Annotated in this window: 16 protein-coding genes; 2 read left to right on the top strand and 14 right to left on the bottom strand. The window is 35.8% G+C overall.

What is annotated here, in order from left to right; all coding sequences use genetic code 11:
• Positions 1–48: 48 nt before the first annotated feature.
• The 5 genes from JNUCC74_RS06845 to JNUCC74_RS06825 form a co-directional block, all read right to left on the bottom strand.
• A complete protein-coding gene (locus JNUCC74_RS06845; RefSeq protein ID WP_454067421.1) occupies positions 49–1,296 on the bottom strand; it encodes a dihydrolipoamide acetyltransferase family protein in 1,248 nt (415 codons plus the stop codon).
• A 15-nt stretch (positions 1,297–1,311) separates the two neighbouring features.
• Positions 1,312–2,343, bottom strand: coding sequence for an alpha-ketoacid dehydrogenase subunit beta (locus tag JNUCC74_RS06840; protein WP_454067420.1), 1,032 nt, complete (start codon positions 2,341–2,343; stop codon positions 1,312–1,314).
• Positions 2,344–2,370: 27 nt separating this feature from the next.
• Positions 2,371–3,333, bottom strand: coding sequence for a thiamine pyrophosphate-dependent dehydrogenase E1 component subunit alpha (locus JNUCC74_RS06835; RefSeq protein ID WP_454067419.1), 963 nt, complete (start codon positions 3,331–3,333; stop codon positions 2,371–2,373).
• Positions 3,334–3,601: 268 nt separating this feature from the next.
• Positions 3,602–5,410 carry a sigma-54-dependent Fis family transcriptional regulator gene (locus tag JNUCC74_RS06830; protein ID WP_454067418.1) on the bottom strand — a complete coding sequence of 603 codons (1,809 nt, stop codon included), beginning with the start codon at positions 5,408–5,410 and terminating at the stop codon, positions 3,602–3,604.
• 713 nt (positions 5,411–6,123) lie between these two features.
• Positions 6,124–6,825, bottom strand: a complete 702-nt coding sequence (locus JNUCC74_RS06825; protein WP_454067417.1) for a hypothetical protein — start codon at positions 6,823–6,825, stop codon at positions 6,124–6,126.
• 345 nt (positions 6,826–7,170) lie between these two features.
• Between JNUCC74_RS06825 and JNUCC74_RS06820 the strand changes: the two genes are divergently transcribed.
• Complete coding sequence (locus JNUCC74_RS06820; RefSeq protein WP_454067416.1) at positions 7,171–7,509, top strand: hypothetical protein; 339 nt, start codon at positions 7,171–7,173, stop codon at positions 7,507–7,509.
• Complete coding sequence (locus JNUCC74_RS06815; RefSeq protein ID WP_454067415.1) at positions 7,497–7,610, top strand: hypothetical protein; 114 nt, start codon at positions 7,497–7,499, stop codon at positions 7,608–7,610. Before JNUCC74_RS06820 ends, JNUCC74_RS06815 begins: the two co-directional genes overlap by 13 nt.
• 188 nt (positions 7,611–7,798) lie before the next feature.
• Here JNUCC74_RS06815 and JNUCC74_RS06810 read toward each other — a convergent pair whose 3' ends face one another.
• The 9 genes from JNUCC74_RS06810 to JNUCC74_RS06770 all read right to left on the bottom strand — a co-directional run bounded on the left by JNUCC74_RS06810 (position 7,799) and on the right by JNUCC74_RS06770 (position 18,179).
• A complete protein-coding gene (locus JNUCC74_RS06810; protein ID WP_077321489.1) occupies positions 7,799–8,344 on the bottom strand; it encodes a GNAT family N-acetyltransferase in 546 nt (181 codons plus the stop codon).
• A 267-nt stretch (positions 8,345–8,611) separates the two neighbouring features.
• On the bottom strand, positions 8,612–9,097 hold the full coding sequence (locus JNUCC74_RS06805; RefSeq protein ID WP_454067414.1) for a spore coat protein: 486 nt from the start codon (positions 9,095–9,097) through the stop codon (positions 8,612–8,614).
• Between the two features lie 1,829 nt (positions 9,098–10,926).
• A complete protein-coding gene (sufB, locus tag JNUCC74_RS06800) occupies positions 10,927–12,324 on the bottom strand; it encodes a Fe-S cluster assembly protein SufB (RefSeq protein WP_077320129.1) in 1,398 nt (465 codons plus the stop codon).
• 43 nt (positions 12,325–12,367) lie between these two features.
• Positions 12,368–12,808 (bottom strand): Fe-S cluster assembly sulfur transfer protein SufU, encoded by a 441-nt coding sequence (gene sufU, locus JNUCC74_RS06795; protein ID WP_077320128.1) that lies wholly within the window; start codon positions 12,806–12,808, stop codon positions 12,368–12,370.
• Positions 12,795–14,018, bottom strand: coding sequence for a cysteine desulfurase (locus JNUCC74_RS06790; RefSeq protein ID WP_454067413.1), 1,224 nt, complete (start codon positions 14,016–14,018; stop codon positions 12,795–12,797). Before JNUCC74_RS06790 ends, sufU begins: the two co-directional genes overlap by 14 nt.
• Positions 14,018–15,325 (bottom strand): Fe-S cluster assembly protein SufD, encoded by a 1,308-nt coding sequence (gene sufD, locus JNUCC74_RS06785; RefSeq protein ID WP_454067412.1) that lies wholly within the window; start codon positions 15,323–15,325, stop codon positions 14,018–14,020. Before sufD ends, JNUCC74_RS06790 begins: the two co-directional genes overlap by 1 nt.
• Before the next feature lie 16 nt (positions 15,326–15,341).
• The gene (gene sufC, locus JNUCC74_RS06780; RefSeq protein ID WP_077320125.1) at positions 15,342–16,127 is read right to left on the bottom strand and encodes a Fe-S cluster assembly ATPase SufC; all 786 of its coding nucleotides are present in this window, start codon (positions 16,125–16,127) and stop codon (positions 15,342–15,344) included.
• Between the two features lie 853 nt (positions 16,128–16,980).
• Positions 16,981–17,151, bottom strand: coding sequence for a hypothetical protein (locus tag JNUCC74_RS06775; protein ID WP_179104332.1), 171 nt, complete (start codon positions 17,149–17,151; stop codon positions 16,981–16,983).
• 200 nt (positions 17,152–17,351) lie between these two features.
• On the bottom strand, positions 17,352–18,179 hold the full coding sequence (locus tag JNUCC74_RS06770) for a MetQ/NlpA family ABC transporter substrate-binding protein (RefSeq protein ID WP_077320124.1): 828 nt from the start codon (positions 18,177–18,179) through the stop codon (positions 17,352–17,354).
• Between the last annotated feature and the right edge of the window lie 4 nt (positions 18,180–18,183).

The raw sequence follows: 18,183 nt of genomic DNA, 5'->3' as shown, positions 1-18,183 counted from the left end.
ATCCCGTCGACTTATTTTTCTATGGCAGACGGGATCAATAACTATTCATTAAAGCAATAATAAATACGGATTTTCTAAATAATGAACAATTTTTCTTAAAAAGACAGCTGCCGGGCTTCCATCTAGTACACGGTGATCAAATGTCAAACTTAGTGGTAACTTGATCATGGTTTGCAGTTTTTCATGCTCGTCCAGTTCCATTTCCTTCATAAATGTTCCTACACCAAGTATTCCACTTTCAGGAGGATTGAGGATTGGCGTAAAATATTCAATCCCATGAGCACCCAAATTGGTAATCGTAAATGTAGAACCACTCATCTCTACATTTTCTCCAGCTCTAGCAGCTTCTGTTACACCTTGAATTTGCCTCGCCAAGCTGCCAAGTGGCAGTCTTTCTGCGTGCTTTACTACTGGAACTACTAATCCGTTGTCTAAAGATGTGGCAATTCCTAAATGTACTGCCTCATATTGCTGCAGCATATCATCTATTAGATGCGTATTTACTTCCGGATGATCCAGTAAACTTAGGGTAACTGCCCTTGCTAGAAAAATGGTTATTGTCAGTTTTATCTCTATATTATTCTGGTCTGCTTCCTCACGAAGTTTCTTTTGAAAAGCAATCAGTTCCGTAATATCTGCTTTCCGATGTAACGTTAACTGTGCAGTATTTGCAAGACTTTCCTGCATATTTATTGCTATGGATTTACGCATAGCAGATAACCCTTTCATGTTACTAGTCTTTATCGGTCGTTCAACAACTGTTTCCTCCACTTGCTCTTTCGTTACCGCTACCTCTTTTTGTTCAACAGCTCTCTCCACATCTCGGCGAGTAATTCTTCCTTTAGGACCTGTCCCTTCAATAGTTGCAATATTTATGTCTAATTCTTTTGCTTTTTTCCGTGCAGCTGGTGAAATTCGTCTTTTTCTATTTGGGCCATCCTGTTTTTGATTCATAAGCGGATCAACTGTTTCTATAGGAGCTGCTTGTTGAGATAATGCTTTAGGCTTTTCTTCTTTTTCTTCCAGCAAGGTAGAAGCTGTTTCGCCCACTTCTTCTCCTTCATGACCAATGAAACCAATTACTTCACCAACTGGAACTTCTTCCCCGACTTCTTTTGTTATATTCAATAATACCCCTGCTTCAGGTGCCTCTACTTCACTAGTTAATTTATCAGAACTTATTGTGGCAATTCCTTCTCCTTGTTCAACTGCATCTCCTGGTTTTTTCAACCACTCTTCAATCGTCCCTTCTGTCATTGTCATACCTAACTTCGGCATTACAATTGTTGTAGCCATAAAATCCCCTCCTGTTTATCTTGACAAGGTAAGCTTCCCTATCATTTCTTTAGCTGTTTGTACTACTGCATTCGTATTTGGTATATACAGGCTTTCCAAATTTCTCGCAAATGGTACCGGTGCGTGCGGAGCGGTAACCATTTTAATTGGCGCATCTAAGGAATCAAACCCTTTATCTACTACCATTGCCGAAATATCTGTTGCGGCATTACAACGTGGATTCGCTTCATCAATGATTATTAAACGACCAGTTTTATCTACAGACTGTAAAATCGTATCCTCATCAAGTGGGGATAATGTCCTTGGATCAATAATTTCTGTTTCCACTTCCTGCTTTGCCAGCTCATTTGCAGCTTCTTCTGCTACATGCACCATTTTACCGATAGCAACGATTGTCAAATCATCACCGCTTCGTTTTATTTCCGCTTGCCCTAAAGGAATCGTATAATATCCCTCTGGTACTTCTCCTTTCATACTGTATAATGTCTTATCCTCAAAAAAGGCAACGATATCATTGTCTTCAATTGCTGATAATAATAAACCTTTTGCATCATAAGGATTTGACGGAACAACTACCTTTAAACCAGGTATCGCTGTAAACATTCCATATAATGATTGTGAATGCTGTGCAGCCGCTCCAGCTCCTGCTCCATGGCTCGTCCGAATTGTTAATGGTACTTCTGCTTTTCCACCAAACATATAGCGAATTTTTGCACCTTGGTTCATCACTTCATCTAAACAGCTGCCAATAAAATCATTAAACATCAGTTCAGATATTGGTCTTAACCCTGTAACGGCTGCTGCTACCGCCGCTCCCATATACCCAGCTTCAGCAATTGGCATATCGATGACTCGCTTACGCCCATATTTATTCCCTAATCCTTGCGTTACCCCAAAAACGCCACCCCAGGCTTCTTCATCCTGCAAATGATCCACAGTCGCTCCTCCGGCTACGTCCTCCCCAATCAAAATGACTTTATTATCCTGTTCCATTGCTATATCCATTGCTTCATTAATCGCTTTTGAAAATGTTAATTTTCTAACCATTTTTTTCACCTCATTTTTATTATTTTATTAATAAGCAACATATACATTTTCAGTTAACGTCTCAGGACTTGGCTCTTTACTGTTATGAGCAAATTCCACTGCTTCTTGCACAGCTTGTTCTGAAGCACGTTCTATTTCCGCTAACTCTTCCTCCGATAATAAATCGTTTTTTATTGCATATTCCTTAAATTTTTCAATACAATCAACATCGAGCGGCCATTTTTCTTTATCTGCCTTAGACTTATATGCTTGATTATCGCCTTCAAAATGTCCGTGAGTCCGGTAAGTTAATGCTTCAATTAAAGTAGGCCCTTCTCCATTTTTAGCTCTTTCTACCGCTTTTTCGGTAACAGCGTAAACTTCCATGACATCATTTCCATTTACTCTAACTCCCGGAATATTATAAGCCTTTGCTCGTTCAGCGATTGTTTCTGCCGAGGTAGCATATTCAAATGGGGTCGCTTCACCAAAGCCGTTATTTTCTGCTACAAAAATAACCGGTAATTTTAAAGCTGCTGCGATATTAATTCCTTCATGAAACGTACCATGATTATTTGCTCCATCCCCAAAAAAACAAACCGCAATACTATCTGCTCCTTGTACATAGGAAGATAAACCAGCTCCAACTGCCAATGGAAATCCTCCACCGACAATGCCGTTTGCCCCAAGCATTCCCACTTCGAGATCAGCAATATGCATGGAGCCGCCTTTTCCATTACATAATCCTGTCTCTTTTCCAAATATTTCTGCCATCATTCTATTTAAATCACAACCCTTAGCAATACAATGCCCATGACCGCGATGTGTACTTGTAATATAATCACTTTTATTTAGATGTGCGCATACTCCTACAGCAATTGCTTCTTCTCCTGCATATAAGTGAACAAACCCCGGTATGACACCTGTAGAAAAAATTTTTTGTACTTGATTTTCAAAATTACGGATATCGTTCATTTTGGCATACATCCAATGCGCTTTATTTTTATCCATGGAAATGTCCTCCCTTTAAGATATTTATCTTTCACAAATATAGTTAGCAAATATCATGCCAACTTTTAAACCTTTTAAAATATAGCGCTTTCAATAGAAGTAATTAAAAATGAGACAACTTTTGTAAATTGTCTCATTTTGTCGCATTTTTTATGTTTATGTTAACAAAAATTTTGGCAATGATTTAATAAGAGCCTCAGTTCAACTAAAGTTTGAAATAACATTTTTGTCAGCTAAGAATTAGCTACCTTATAGGTATTAATAACAGCTACGTAAGGTTATACTTTTTTAATTTACGATACAACGTACTACGAGATATGTTTAATTCTTTTGCTGCACGTTCAACTTGATTATGATGAGTGATTAATGCATTCTGAATTTTTTCATATTCTAATTGTTCACGAAAACTTAAATTTAATTTTTGATTAGCTGTTTTTTCTTCCTTTTTCGAACTCCAAAGGGAAATAATCGTATAAAGCTCTTCTTCAGAAGGTTCCAGATCTGTAAACGAAATTCGACAACGGTCTAGCGCATTATACAATTCACGAATGTTTCCTAACCACATACCTTCTTTAAAAATAGCAATCAGCCTAGAAACCCAGCTTGGGTGCCAATTTTTCTTACGACAAAAATCATGAATAAAAAAAGGTATATCTTCATTTCGCTGACGAAGTGTTGGCACATGAATTGGATAACCGTAAATTCGGTAAAACAAATCAGCCCGCATTTTCCCTGCTTGTACAAGGTCACGAATATCAACATTTGCAGCTGATATAACTCGTACATCGACGTCAATCGGCTGATGACCTCCTATTCGTGTCACTTGATTCTGCTGTAATACTCGAAGTAAAGATACCTGCATCGAATTTGGCATATCACCAATTTCATCTAAAAATAAAGTCCCGCCATCCGCTGCCTCCAGCTTCCCCACTTTTCCTAATTTATGGGCACCAGTAAATGATCCTGGCTCATAACCAAATAGCTCACTTTCTAAAAGCTGTTCAGGGACCGCTCCACAGTTTATTGAAATAAAAGGGTAATCGTTTCGGTCACTATTTCTATGGATAGCTTCAGCGATTAACTCTTTCCCTGTTCCTGTCTCACCATAAATATGAACCGCTACATCCGTTGAAGCGACTTTGCTTATATGATCCAAGACCTTTTGAAATGCCTGGCTTTTACCGGTAACACCACGGAAATAAATAGTTGCTTGCTTTTCCTGTTTTGGCTCCTCTACATAGATTTGATATCCAATAATCCGTCCATGTGCTTTAATTGGGATTTTTTCCTCTTTTAATCCAACTTCCTGTTGCAACATATCTAATGACTCACCTAATAGATATCCATATGTTTTTTTCAAAAATTTAGGTAATTTACAAATAATGTTATCTCTTGAGCAAATAATTGTATGGATGGAGGTTGCATTTTTTACTAAGTATTCCATATCTTCATAAATTGTTTTTCGCCAAGCAAGCGAAATGGAATCTGCTATCATTTTCACCGTTGCCAGCACATAGCTGTAATTAATTGGATTATATGGGCTCGAAATATTTAATACTCCTAAGATATGGTTGTCCTGATCAACGATTGGAGCAGCAGCGCAATTCCATATTTGTGAGGCTACTGCAAAATGTGCATATCCCTTTACCGTAAACGGCTTTTTGAAACGATGCGCTAGTCCAATTGCATTGGTACCTACTTCAATTTCCCCCCAATTCGATCCTTGAATAAAGTGAATTTCACGCGCCTTTGCTTCTACGCAATGATCCCCTATATTTTGCAGAATAAAACCATCTTTATCTGTCAATGTTGTCACAAATCTCCAGCCTTTTAAAAAATAATTCAAATGATCCAATTGTTCTTCCGTCAATTTAATTAATAGTTGATTATGCTGTAATCGTCGGCGTAAGTCACTTACTTTTAAAATTGATTGCGATACACCATCAAAAGGGTCTACCCCATGGTTTTTGCAGCGTTTCCATGAATCAATCAGTTCATAAGACATATTTTCATCTAAAAAACTTCCTTCACTAATAAAACGCTTCCAATTCTCCTTTGAAACTACTTCCGGTACCATACTTATCATCCCCCATTATTGTTGGATACAAAGTAATTACGATTTTTATAAAACGAGGCGATACCCTTTCCATCAACTATTCTAACCTGCTTATTTCTAATATACATGTTTTTTACAAAAAAGACATTTAATTGTCTGTTCAAGTGTAAATTCATTCGAGAGGCTTTTCTCTTTAAAGTGGGAAATGGCTAAAACTACGAATCGTTAAAAAAGGAAAAAATACTATTTATATGAGTCTATAACTTGTGCAACCTGATGTTGTCGAGACGTTCCTTGCAGTATCCACCATAAAGCATTGGCATCCACTTAAACTTCTTTCTGTTCTTTATCAACTTGAATGGTAGGAGTCTAAGCCACCTTAAATGCGAGATTAATAAGTGCAAATAACATTTTTATGTTGTTTCATCACCGAATCTAATTAATTTATTTACTTCACTCAACATAAAGCTATTATAAAATGCCCTTCTGATCTTAGATAATTTCTAATCAGCGTTTGTGCTTTTGATTAGTTATTAAAGCCTTCTAACGGTTTTATAACATGATTAGTATGATTTAAAAAAGATATATTCTCTAGCCCTATCTCATATAAATTTAAGTTTTGACTTAATAGCAGATAATCTTAACCGATCAAAGACCAAAAACACCTTAAGTCACAAACATGATAATGACAAGGTGTTTCGTTTATTAATTTGAATAAATAAAATGTTGTTTCATCAATGGCTTTTTACAGATTCTTCCGATTCACTAAATTCTTGGTCTGTACTTTTTTCAGCAATAACAGATGTATCTGTTGGTTGCTGCATTTTTTCCTTTACTTGTTCTTGGACGGTTTGGAGCTTTTCTTTTAGCTTAATTAGTTTTTCTTGCTTTCGTTCACTATAGATGCCTCTACTGGCATCTAACTTCATTTCACTTTCAAGAATATTTTTTTCACGCTCCATCCCTTTGAACACACGCTTCATATTTTTTGCTTGGTCTAGCAAAGTCGCCTGGGCTACCATTTGTTCCTCTTCTGATTGAGGAGAAGTATTCTTTTTCACCTGTTCTTCTTTACCAAATATCCTGTTGTGTTCTTCCATTTGCTGCTTAGCAATTTCATTATCTAATTCAGTAATTTGCTTTTCAAATTCCTTTAATTGCTCTTGAATGCTTGAAATATCATTACCAGCTTCAAGTGTCTGCTCCGTCAAAGTATTCTTCATTTCCATCAGGGATTCCCGTTGTTTCATTAAGCTTTCAATCATTAAGTTCTGTTTTTTACCTTTTATTCCATTAAATAACTGAAAAGCCTGCCGACTGATACGAACACTATCTTGGTTAATTTTTGATAAAGGTGTATGTAAAGCGGCTTTATTTGGCTTTGCAACAAACCATACATTACTCAGCGCCTCATTGCTATGGGAAATCTTCAACATCTATCCCTCCCTTCTGTTTTAATATCGGTAAGTTACACTCTAAATTGAAGAAGGATTGCTCATTATCTAACAATCATTATGGCTGGACAATTGAAATCTCTCATCTAAAGGTTCGCAATGTTCTTGTATTATACAGCACTTTTAATGATAATCTTATATTTCTAGTTTGCACAATAAAAACTGCTGTTGTTGTACATTTAGAAGATAAACACTGTTATTATAGTATTAATTACAAGAAGGATGTGTGAATATATGTTATTGAAAATTGCAGTAAAGAAATTATTTTAACAACTAATCATTGGGTTGTTTCTCCATACTGCAACCCTTAAATAAAGGGGATTAATGATGATAAAGAAATACTTTGACGCGTTTCTTAATGGGGAAAAGATTACATTACAACCAATGTCACTAAATGAGTTAAGTACTTTTGTAAAAATCGATAACGAAACAAGTTCATTACTGCTAGCTAATGACGATATCCCGTTTCCGAGCACATCTGAAGATCAGATTACCTTGTTTCAAGGTATTAGTGGAAGAAAAGAAACATTCATATTTGGAGTTTTTGAAAAAAGGATAAAAGGAGTTTTTAAGATTAATTGGAAAAATAGTACATGCCATAATGGTATTTCATTGGCGAAGCGTGGCAACATAAAGGTTTTGGCACAGACGCAATGCGAACCTTAATTTCATTCATTTTCAATTATATAAACGTTTATAAGATAAAACTACAAGTATTTAGCTTTCATAAACCAGCATTCGCTCTTATGAAAAATGTGGATTTATAAAAGAAGGTGTTCTAAGGAAGGAATTCTTCAGATTTGGACAATTTTATGACATCTGCATTTTTGGCCTCTTAAGAAAGGAATGGATTAAACGAAGCCTTGGTAAATATGGATGTTTACTGGGACTTCGTTTTTTTACTTGTACCTTAAAACAGCGCTAACACATGACTACTATAACCGCTCTTGATTTACTATTTTGTTCCGTTTTTTATTTGATAATATTCTTTTTGCAACATTCCCATAATGATTTCATCAAAATAGACATCATTTAACAAGATAGATTCTCTAATAACTCCTTCTCGTTTAAATCCTGCTTTCTCATAGGACTTCATACCACGTATATTATGAGAATAAACTTCCAGTTGTAGCCTATTTAGATTGATTTTTTCAAAAACAAAGGCAAGGGCTAGTTGAACAGCTTCCGTACCATAACCTTTATTGAAGTAGTTTTGATTATGTAAGGAAATCCTGAACCCTGCTTTGCGATCCGTTTGTTCAATATCTAAGATAGATAAATCACCAATTATTTGATCATCACTTACCAAACAAATTGCAAAATCATAGCGTGTTTTATCACTGCTTATTCGATCATAGTGTTCATACAGTTGTTCTAACGAAAATATATTTTTCGTTCCCGTCATATACCTTATTTCTTCATCTTGAACAGCTTGATAAAAACTCAACATATCCTGTTTAATGATAGTCCTTAAATAGACTGATTCCCCTCTTATTTGTATCTCCCCCACCTGAAAATTTTAATTTTATTTGATTATACACTAAGTTAACGTATTTAACCATATAGTACAATAGATTAACTTTTAAAATATTTCATGAGGGACAAACCAAATTATATAGTTAGCACTTAAAAAGCTCGTAATGAAGATTTGATTATGAATTATTTTTTAAAAAATAAACAGCTCATATGTATCTTTTTACAATGAGCTGTTGCCTAGCGTTTGTTAATTCAATTTTTATTTCCCGTTTATTGTATAAAGTAATCATCTCTACATGGATAATGCTTTATTAGCAAGCTTTATATCATTTTGTAATATTTTATTTAGATCATAAGCTGGATATAAACCTTTGCGATACATATAAGTGAAGATACGCTCGTGGGAGACAATTGCTTTATTTAATTGTTCCTTAAGAATTTCTCTTACTGCTGGTGTAGCAGTTTCTGTAATTGCAATAGCATAATTTCGAACAGCTGCTTTGGAAAAGCTTAGTAAATCCCCAGCTAAGAAACTATCATCTGTACGGTAATCACTTGACTCTCCCGGATGTGGTGCATATGGATAAAATTTCAAAAGCTCCCTCAAATTCATTTCCAATTCGTCAATGGTTCGCAAGTAAATATTATATAGCTTTTTATCTCGAATTCCCTGATTTACTGCTTTTTTCAACTTCATTAAACCGATGGACTGAAATGCAACTAATTCATGAATTTCAAGTGTTTCATGCCATGCAAGCGTTTTTGGATGATCAGACATAACCATTCTCCTTTTCTTATATTCACTTCTAGTATATGAATTAAAAAGAAAATGGGTTCTTAACTCATATCCATAATATTTTGAGAAAACTGTAATTGTTGTACTGCATTTGATTTACGTTGGACTATTGCCTGTTGTACAGCTTGAGTTTGTATGCTGTTTTCCTTGCCTGCTGCCCTTGTTGCAATTGCTGTGTCGTTTTACTGCTCCTATTTTTTTAATAATTAAGAACCAGAATTAGTATTCTTTCTTTTGTCTATTTGTTATTTTTGTAAACTAGCAAACCATTCTAAATTGTACACAATACTATAGTAAGTAAACTATCTGCCTCATAGCTAAAACAATTAATGACCAAAAGAAAATAAATGAATCTATAAAAATGATAATCATTCATAACTTTATATATAACAAATTGGTGAATTGCTTTATTACACAAATGAATCACAAAAATACAAACTATTCCTGAACATCTGGTTTGACAAAGAATAAATTAAATACAAGAGCTGATGAAGATATAAGACGTAGTAGTCTTAAACTAGTCCAATCTCTACTTTTTAGCATTAGCAACTTCACTTTAATATTTAAAATATTAAGGTAATTCAATGAACAAAAAGAGCACGATAGGCTAATGAAACCATTCATGTGGCAACATTTAATATTCCTTCTGTAAATATTTGTAATGTAAAATAAGAGCATATGACATAAATAAAACATTTAAAATATATAACTCCATATATAATAGATCGATTACAAGTGACAGTAGAAAAATTAAAATCATCAAAGAAAATAAAACTGCGTATACCTTTGAACATTTCATCAATCCACTTTCTTAAATAAAAATCGCTTTTGTCTAGATTCTACACGAATTTTTTCGAGATAAAATAAGCTATTAGTGCAGAAAGCAAAGTAAATAATAATGGAATCAAAAAAGAAGTACTTTTTAAAACAACTGTCTGAGATAAATTAGCATTTATATTCCAAGTCTCTGTTATGTCTGGAGCGTAAATTAATGTAAGAAGTAAACCAGCTGAAACCTGAAATAGCAAAAATAGCAATATAAAGCTGATCGAAAATATAATAATTTTTTTCAATTTATCATTCTCCTTTGAATTGAATTTTTAATAATCAAAATGAGTTTTCAACCATGATATTTCCCCTACACAAAATCCTTGATTACCTTCTCTTCTCGTCTCAATTAGTAATAAATTCAATCCCTTTTAAGTAGCATTATACTAAAAGTATAAAAGTTATTAAAATGTTTTAGGAATAGAAAAACTTTCAAGAGAATCCCAAGAAAGTAAAGGATTTTGAGATGAGGGATGAGGTTTTCTCTCTATATAGGGTTACGCTTCCGCTTCTATGACAGTTTTTATAAGAACTAAAAATTTAAATACATTAACGTATGAATAAATGCAAAAATTATAAGGTATAAATCCGGTACCCATACTCAGGAAAAAATAACTCATTCAGCTTTCAGCAAGAATTTCACAACACAGTTTTATCAGTTATTCTGGTTCACTATGATTGATTGTCATTTGACTTTCATGAACCAAAAAGTTCACATTCCATCTCGGATGTATTTGAAATTCGTCATCCTTTATTTGTAAAATAGCATGTAACTTATCATAGTCATTTGAAATAAATGCTACTTTTTACTTTCTTGATTAAAGTGCAAGCATAAAAAAACTGCTGATACATAATTGCACATCACTTAGAAAATAGACGTTGATGCAATAAAAATGTATCAGCAGTAATTAAATTAATCAATAAATTATGGTGAATTGTGGGTGTTATTCCTCACACTCTCATAAATACGTTGATATAAAGCCTTAACCAATACTTCCTTCCATCTCGAAGCTGATCAAACGGTTCATTTCTACGGCGTATTCCATTGGTAGCTCTCTTGTAAATGGTTCAATAAAGCCCATTACAATCATATCTGTAGCTTCTTGTTCAGATAAGCCACGGCTCATCAAATAGAATAGTTGTTCTTCAGATACCTTGGAAACTTTTGCTTCGTGTTCCAATGAAATATTGTCGTTATTGATTTCGTTGTATGGAATTGTATCAGAAGTTGATTCATTATCCATAATTAACGTATCACACTCGATATTGGAGCGTGCGCCTGTTGCTTTACGTCCAAAATGTACCAGACCGCGATACGTTACTTTGCCACCATGTTTAGAGATGGATTTAGAAACAATGGATGAGGATGTGTTTGGTGCTAAATGATGCATTTTGGCACCAGCATCCTGTAGTTGTCCTTTACCAGCAAGCGCAATGGATAGAGTTAATCCTCGAGCACCCTCACCTTTTAGAAGAACAGCAGGATATTTCATTGTTATTTTCGAACCAATGTTACCATCGATCCATTCCATTGTGGCATTCTCATCACAGGTTGCACGTTTTGTAACTAGGTTATATACATTATTTGCCCAGTTTTGGATGGTTGTATATCGGCAGTATCCATCTTTTTTAACAAAGATCTCAACAACGGCACTGTGCAATGAGTTTGTTGTATAAATAGGTGCTGTACATCCTTCTACATAATGGACAGAAGCACCTTCATCCACGATGATTAATGTTCTTTCAAATTGTCCCATGTTTTCTGAATTAATTCGGAAATATGCTTGGAGTGGTGTTGTGGTCTTTACCCCTTTTGGCACATAAATAAATGAGCCGCCAGACCAAACAGCAGAATTTAATGCTGCGAATTTATTATCCGTTGCTGGAATAACTTTACCAAAATATTCTTTAAACAGTTCTTCGTTTTCTTTTAAAGCTGTATCTGTATCTTTAAATACGATTCCGAGTTCTTCCAGGTCTTCTTTTAGGCTGTGGTAAACAACTTCTGATTCGTACTGAGCAGATACACCTGCCAAATATTTTTGTTCGGCTTCAGGAATTCCCAGTTTATCAAAAGTCCGTTTAATTTCTTCCGGAACTTCATCCCAAGTTCTTCCTTGTTTTTCTGATGGTTTTACATAGTAAACAATTTCATCAAAGTTTAACTCGGACAGATCTCCGCCCCATTGTGGCATTGGACGCTCATAAAAGTGCTCAAGGGCTTTAAGACGATAATCAAGCATCCATTGCGGTTCTTCTTTCATTCTAGAAATTTCTTCAACCACTTCGCGGGTTAGCCCTTTGCCTGAACGAAAGACCGAGACGTCACGATCGCGAAATCCATATTTATACTCTTCGATTTCTGGCATATTTTTAGCCATTCATAAACCCTCCTTAGGTTAAAATGAAATCTTTTCGGAATTTTTACTTCCTGTTTTCTTTAACGCCTTTTTCCATGGCTTTCCACGAAAGAGTTGCACATTTGATACGTGCTGGAAATTTTGCTACCCCTTGTAGGGCCTCAATATCTCCTAAATCTAGTCCTTCCGTATCAACCTTCTCACCCATCATCATTTTAGAAAAAATGTTGGACATTTTTAGTGCCTTCTCCAACTCTAACCCTTTAATTGCCTGTGTCATCATCGAAGCTGAGGCAATGCTGATGGAGCAACCTTCTCCTTCAAACTTTGCATCTTTTACAATGCCATCGGCCACTTGTAAATGTAGCTGGATCCGATCTCCACAAGTAGGGTTATTCATATCGACACTTAAAACGTCCCCATCTAAACTTCCTTTATTTCGCGGGCTTTTATAATGATCCATAATTACTTGCCTGTATAGCGTATCTAGGTTATTTAAAGCCATTACCAAAATACTCCTTTGTCTTCCGAAGTCCATCTACTAGTCGATCTACATCTTCTTTCGTATTATACAGATAAAAGCTTGCACGTGCCGTTGCAGTAACTTCAAGCCAACGCATTAATGGCTGTGCACAGTGATGTCCTGCCCGTACAGCTATTCCTTCTGCATCTAGTACTGTAGCTGTATCATGCGGGTGGATGTCATCCAGATTAAACGTCACTAGTGCTGCCCGATGCTCCGGACCATAGATTCTTATTCCTTCAATCGTTCTTAACTGCTCCATGGCATAATCAGCAAGCTTTTGCTCATGCTCTGTAATTTTATCCATACCGATTTCCTGAAGAAAATCGATTGCTGCCCCTAAACCAATCGCTCCAGCAATAATCGGTGTACCAGCTTCAAACTTCCACGGCAACTCTTTCCATGTGGATTCATATAGATGTACGAAATCGATCATTTCCCCACCAAACTCCACCGGCTCCATCTGTTCAAGTATTTCTTTCTTTCCATAAAGCACACCGATTCCAGTCGGAGCTGCCATCTTATGGCCGGAAAAAGCATAAAAATCGCAATTTAAAGCTTTTACATCAATCTTCATGTGAGGAGCACCCTGTGCACCATCAACTATAATTACTGCACCATGCTCATGGGCAATATCAGCTATTTCTTTGATCGGGTTGATCGTGCCTAAAACATTAGAAACATGTGCGATTGCAACTATTTTTGTTTGCTTCGTAACAGTTTTCCTTACATCTTCTAAACGGATTGTTCCATCCTCTTGTAACGGAATATATTTTAATGAAGCACCAGTGGCTTTGGCAGCTTGCTGCCAAGGGATGATATTACTATGATGTTCCATTGGTGTAATTACAATCTCATCCCCAGCTTTTAAGTTAGCTCGTGCATAACTGGAAGCAACTGTATTAATCGCAGTAGTGGTTCCTCTTGTGAAGATAATTTCTTTTGTGCTATCTGCATTTATAAACCGGCGAACCTTATCTCTAGCACCCTCATATGCGGTAGTTGCTTTTGTACCAAGTGTATGCACACCACGATGAACATTGGAATTATATGTTCGATAATAGTTATCTACAGCTTCCATCACTTGAATTGGTTTCTGCGATGTAGCTGAAGAATCTAAATAGACAAAAGGATGGCCATTCACTTCCTGATTTAGAATAGGAAATTGCTCACGAATGGCTTTTACATCCATTAATATACCTTCCTTTCAATGACTTGAGTCAATTGATTTTTCACTGCTTCAATTGGCAATTGATTAACAACTGGTGCTAAGAAGCCGTGAATAATTAGGCGCTCCGCCTCATCTTTTGTAATGCCTCGACTCATCAAGTAATAAAGCTGTAACGGATCAACTCTACCAACAGACGCAGCGTGACCGGCTGTTACATCATCTTCATCAATTAACAGAATTGGGTTAGCATCTCCGCGAGCCTTATCACTTAGCATAAGAACACGGGATTCCTGCTCTGCATTTGCTTTCGAAGCACCATGTTCAATTTTACCAATGCCGTTAAAAATCGAAGTAGCTTTATCCTTCATCACCCCATGTTGAAGAATGTAGCCTTCTGAATTTTTGCCATGATGCACAATTTTAGCGGTAAAATTCTGTGTTTGCTTACCTCGTCCGACGGAAACTGTTTTTGCATTTGATAATGAGTTTTCTCCCATTAAAAACGTTATGTTTTCAGAAACCGTATTTCCATCATTCATTTGTCCTAAAGCCCAGTCAATCGTTGCATCTCGATATGCAACGCCGCGACGGTTGTTATATGCTGTCGTTCCTGCAGCAAAGTTATCAACAGCGCCAAATGAAATTTTAGCATTATCATGTGCGATGACTTCTGTTACGATATTTGCAACGGTTGCTTCTTTTGCGTTATGTGAGAAATAGTTTTCCACATATGTTAAAGAGCTTCCCTCATCAGCTACAACTAGAACATGATTAAACATTGCCACTTCAGGATCTTCCTGCCAAAAAATGGTTTGTAACGGAGCCTCTATGATCACGTTTTTAGGGATATAAACAAACACTCCGCCATTCATTAAAGCAGCATGCAAGGCAGTTAAGCGATGCTCATCAACCGCTACAGCATCCTTCATATAATATTTTTTCACTAAGTCTTCGTGTTTTTGTAAAGCGGTAAAAATATCAGTAAAGATAACGCCTTTATCTTGCAAATCCTTGCTCAGCTTACTATGAGCTATGGAATGATTACGTTGGATAATCAGGTTTTCAGGTAAATTATCCTGATCTAAAAACTCCTGTATTTCAGTAGGCAGTTGGTTTAATGATGTAATTTCTTCACCCGTTGCAGTATGCTTAAATTCCGTAAAATTCCATTTGCCAATCTTTGTTTTATCCGGCTTTGGCAATTCCAATGTATCAGCCTGTTCTAAAGCTTGAACACGTAACTCCAACATCCATGCAGGCTCATTTCTTTCTTTGGAAAACTGTTCAATATATTCTTTATCGTATGGCAGTTTTGTTTCTACAGTCATTGTATCCCTCCTTGCCTTATGCGTTTTGCTCCACTGTTTCGTCTTCAATACCGAGTTCTTCTTTGATCCACTCATAACCTTCTGATTCCAATCGTTTTGCTAGTTCTGGTCCGCCAGATTTAACAATACGACCTTGCATCATAACATGTACATAATCCGGAGTAATGTAGTTTAATAAACGTTGGTAGTGGGTAATAATTAAGCAACCAAAGTTATCATCACGAAGCTTATTGATACCTTTAGATACAATTCTTAATGCATCAATATCTAAACCGGAATCAATTTCATCCAAAATTGCAATTTCCGGTTTTAGCAACATTAATTGCAGAATTTCATTACGTTTTTTCTCTCCACCCGAGAACCCTTCATTTAAGTATCTTTGTGCCATATTCTTATCGATTTCGAGATAATCTAATACACTGTCCATTTCCTTAATAAAATTCATTAACGAAATTTCATTTCCTTCTCCACGACGAGCATTAATAGAAGAACGAAGAAAATCGGAAGTTGTCACCCCACTAATTTCACTAGGATATTGCATGGCCAAGAATAAACCTGCTCGGGCACGTTCATCAACTTCCATTTCCAAGACATCTTTTCCGTCTAATAAAATGGACCCTTCTGTAACTTCATATTTAGGATGCCCCATAATCGCTGAAGCTAGTGTGGATTTTCCCGTCCCATTTGGCCCCATAACTGCATGGAACTCTCCACCTTTTATAGTAAGGTCGACACCTTTAAGTATCTCCTTGTCTTCAATTGAAACATGCAGATTCTTAATTTCTAAAGTTGATCCAGCCATATTTATACCTCCAACTACTGTTATTTTTATTATCACATTGAAAATGAATGTGATATTCATTCTCATTTTATTCTCATTACAATCTTAAAGCATTTCGAATTTATTATCAACTCTTTTAAATGTGAAACCAATTACGATTAATTCTAGTAAACTTAGCATATCATTAAACTTAAGTATACACCAAACACTATTTATCTTCTAAAGCAATGCTTTATTTTCTTATTTTCCGTGTCATATTCTCATTCGGCCCTATGTATCATGTATGTAAAATCAGCAAAAGTTCCCTTGCTTAGCATCAAGTAAGCGTTATAACTCTGACGCGGAGATGGACCACCCCACGGAAGTGGCGAAATAACCTTTAATAGAGGTTGTTCTCAAAAAGTCACTAAAAATAACACATCGAATTTCTTCGCACGTTAGAACGGATAAAATTTTAGCATTGAAGTTTCATTCAACGTAGTTAAAAATTTTTAAGTTCTAAGTATAAGTCAACTAGGCTATCGTCTGTGCTTCGCTTGCTGCTAGCCAAATTTTCTTTATTGACTTGTTTCTCTGGTATCCCCTTTTCCTGCGTGAGAATGTGTTTCGAGGAAGCTTCACTAGTGCTTATGTATCTGTACTGCATACACTCTAGCTACTCGACACTTCACCGCGTCGAACTTCTAGGTCCTTTTACCTTTTTTGATAATCACAAAGTCCCGAAGTGGAATATGGATAAATGCCATACAAAGATATCCACCTTGTAAAAACAGATATCGTTTTCCAGGTAAAGGAAAAGGCACTTATGCTTTCATCTCACATAAGCGCCGTTCTTTGCCATTTATCTATCGAAGCTTTTTCAATCTATAGCTAACTATCCATAAAGCTGATGATTATACTCAGCAGCGAAATGTTTACACTTCCGATGTTCTCTCTGACGTTTCCTTTCAACTGCCATACGCTTATCAAGCTTTCGTTCATATTCGGCATAGCCAATATGATGTGACTGCTGCATGGCTTTTTCCATTTCCAAAGTGTAATTCATTTTTATTCCACTATTAATAGGGAATCATCCTTTCTTGTTTCTTACATTCAATAGCCTAACACAGAACAAGTTCCCTGCACAAAGTGGATTTAAACGTATAATAGCACATATCATTGCTTATTTTCTGTTACATGAAATGAAATCCATTCGGTTCATAAAGATACGGTCACTCACGATTATATACGCTGACTTACTTTCAACTATTTTTTCCCGCCTACTGGTACAACCGCACCTTCGTATTTTTCTTCAATAAACTTCTGAATTTTTTCAGATTGTAATACTTCCACTAGCTTATTTAATGCTTGGTTATCCTTATCTTCTTTTTTTACTGCGAGTACATTCACGTATGGAGAATCCTCATCTTCAATAAACAAACCGTCTTTTGTCGGTTTTAGCCCGGCACCGATCGCATAGTTTGTATTGATTACGACTAATGCATTTTCTTCTGTTTCGTAAAATTCCGGAAGCATTGCTGCCTCATATTTAGGGGTAAATTTTAAGTTTTTTGGATTTTCTACAATATCATCAATTGTTGCTGCTGACTTTTCAACAGATTCATTCAGTTTAATTAGTCCTTGTTTTTCGAATAAAGTGAGTACACGACCGTGATCAGGTACAGAGTTACTCAAAATGACTTCTGTCCCATCAGGAATTTTATCTACACTCTTTATTCCCTTTGAATAAACACCAATTGGCTCGATATGGATTCCATCAATATAATCTAACTCATATCCTGTATCACTAATGGTCTGTTTTAGAAATGGTATATGTTGAAAATAATTCGCATCTAATTTTCCGCTTGCTAAATCATCATTTGGTAATACATAATCCTCATATTCTTGAATTTCTAATGTAATACCTTCTTTTTCTAATATCGGCTTTGCCTCTTCTAAAATCTCAGCATGCGGAACACTGGATGCTCCGACCTTTATCGTATTTTTATCAGATGCCTCCTTATCATTCCCACAAGCCGCTAACACAGTTCCTAAACCAATTACTAACAAAACGGAAATAATTATCTTTTTCATTCTT

This window comes from Cerasibacillus sp. JNUCC 74 (assembly GCF_053667775.1).
This window is presented reverse-complemented; position numbering and strand designations above follow the sequence as displayed.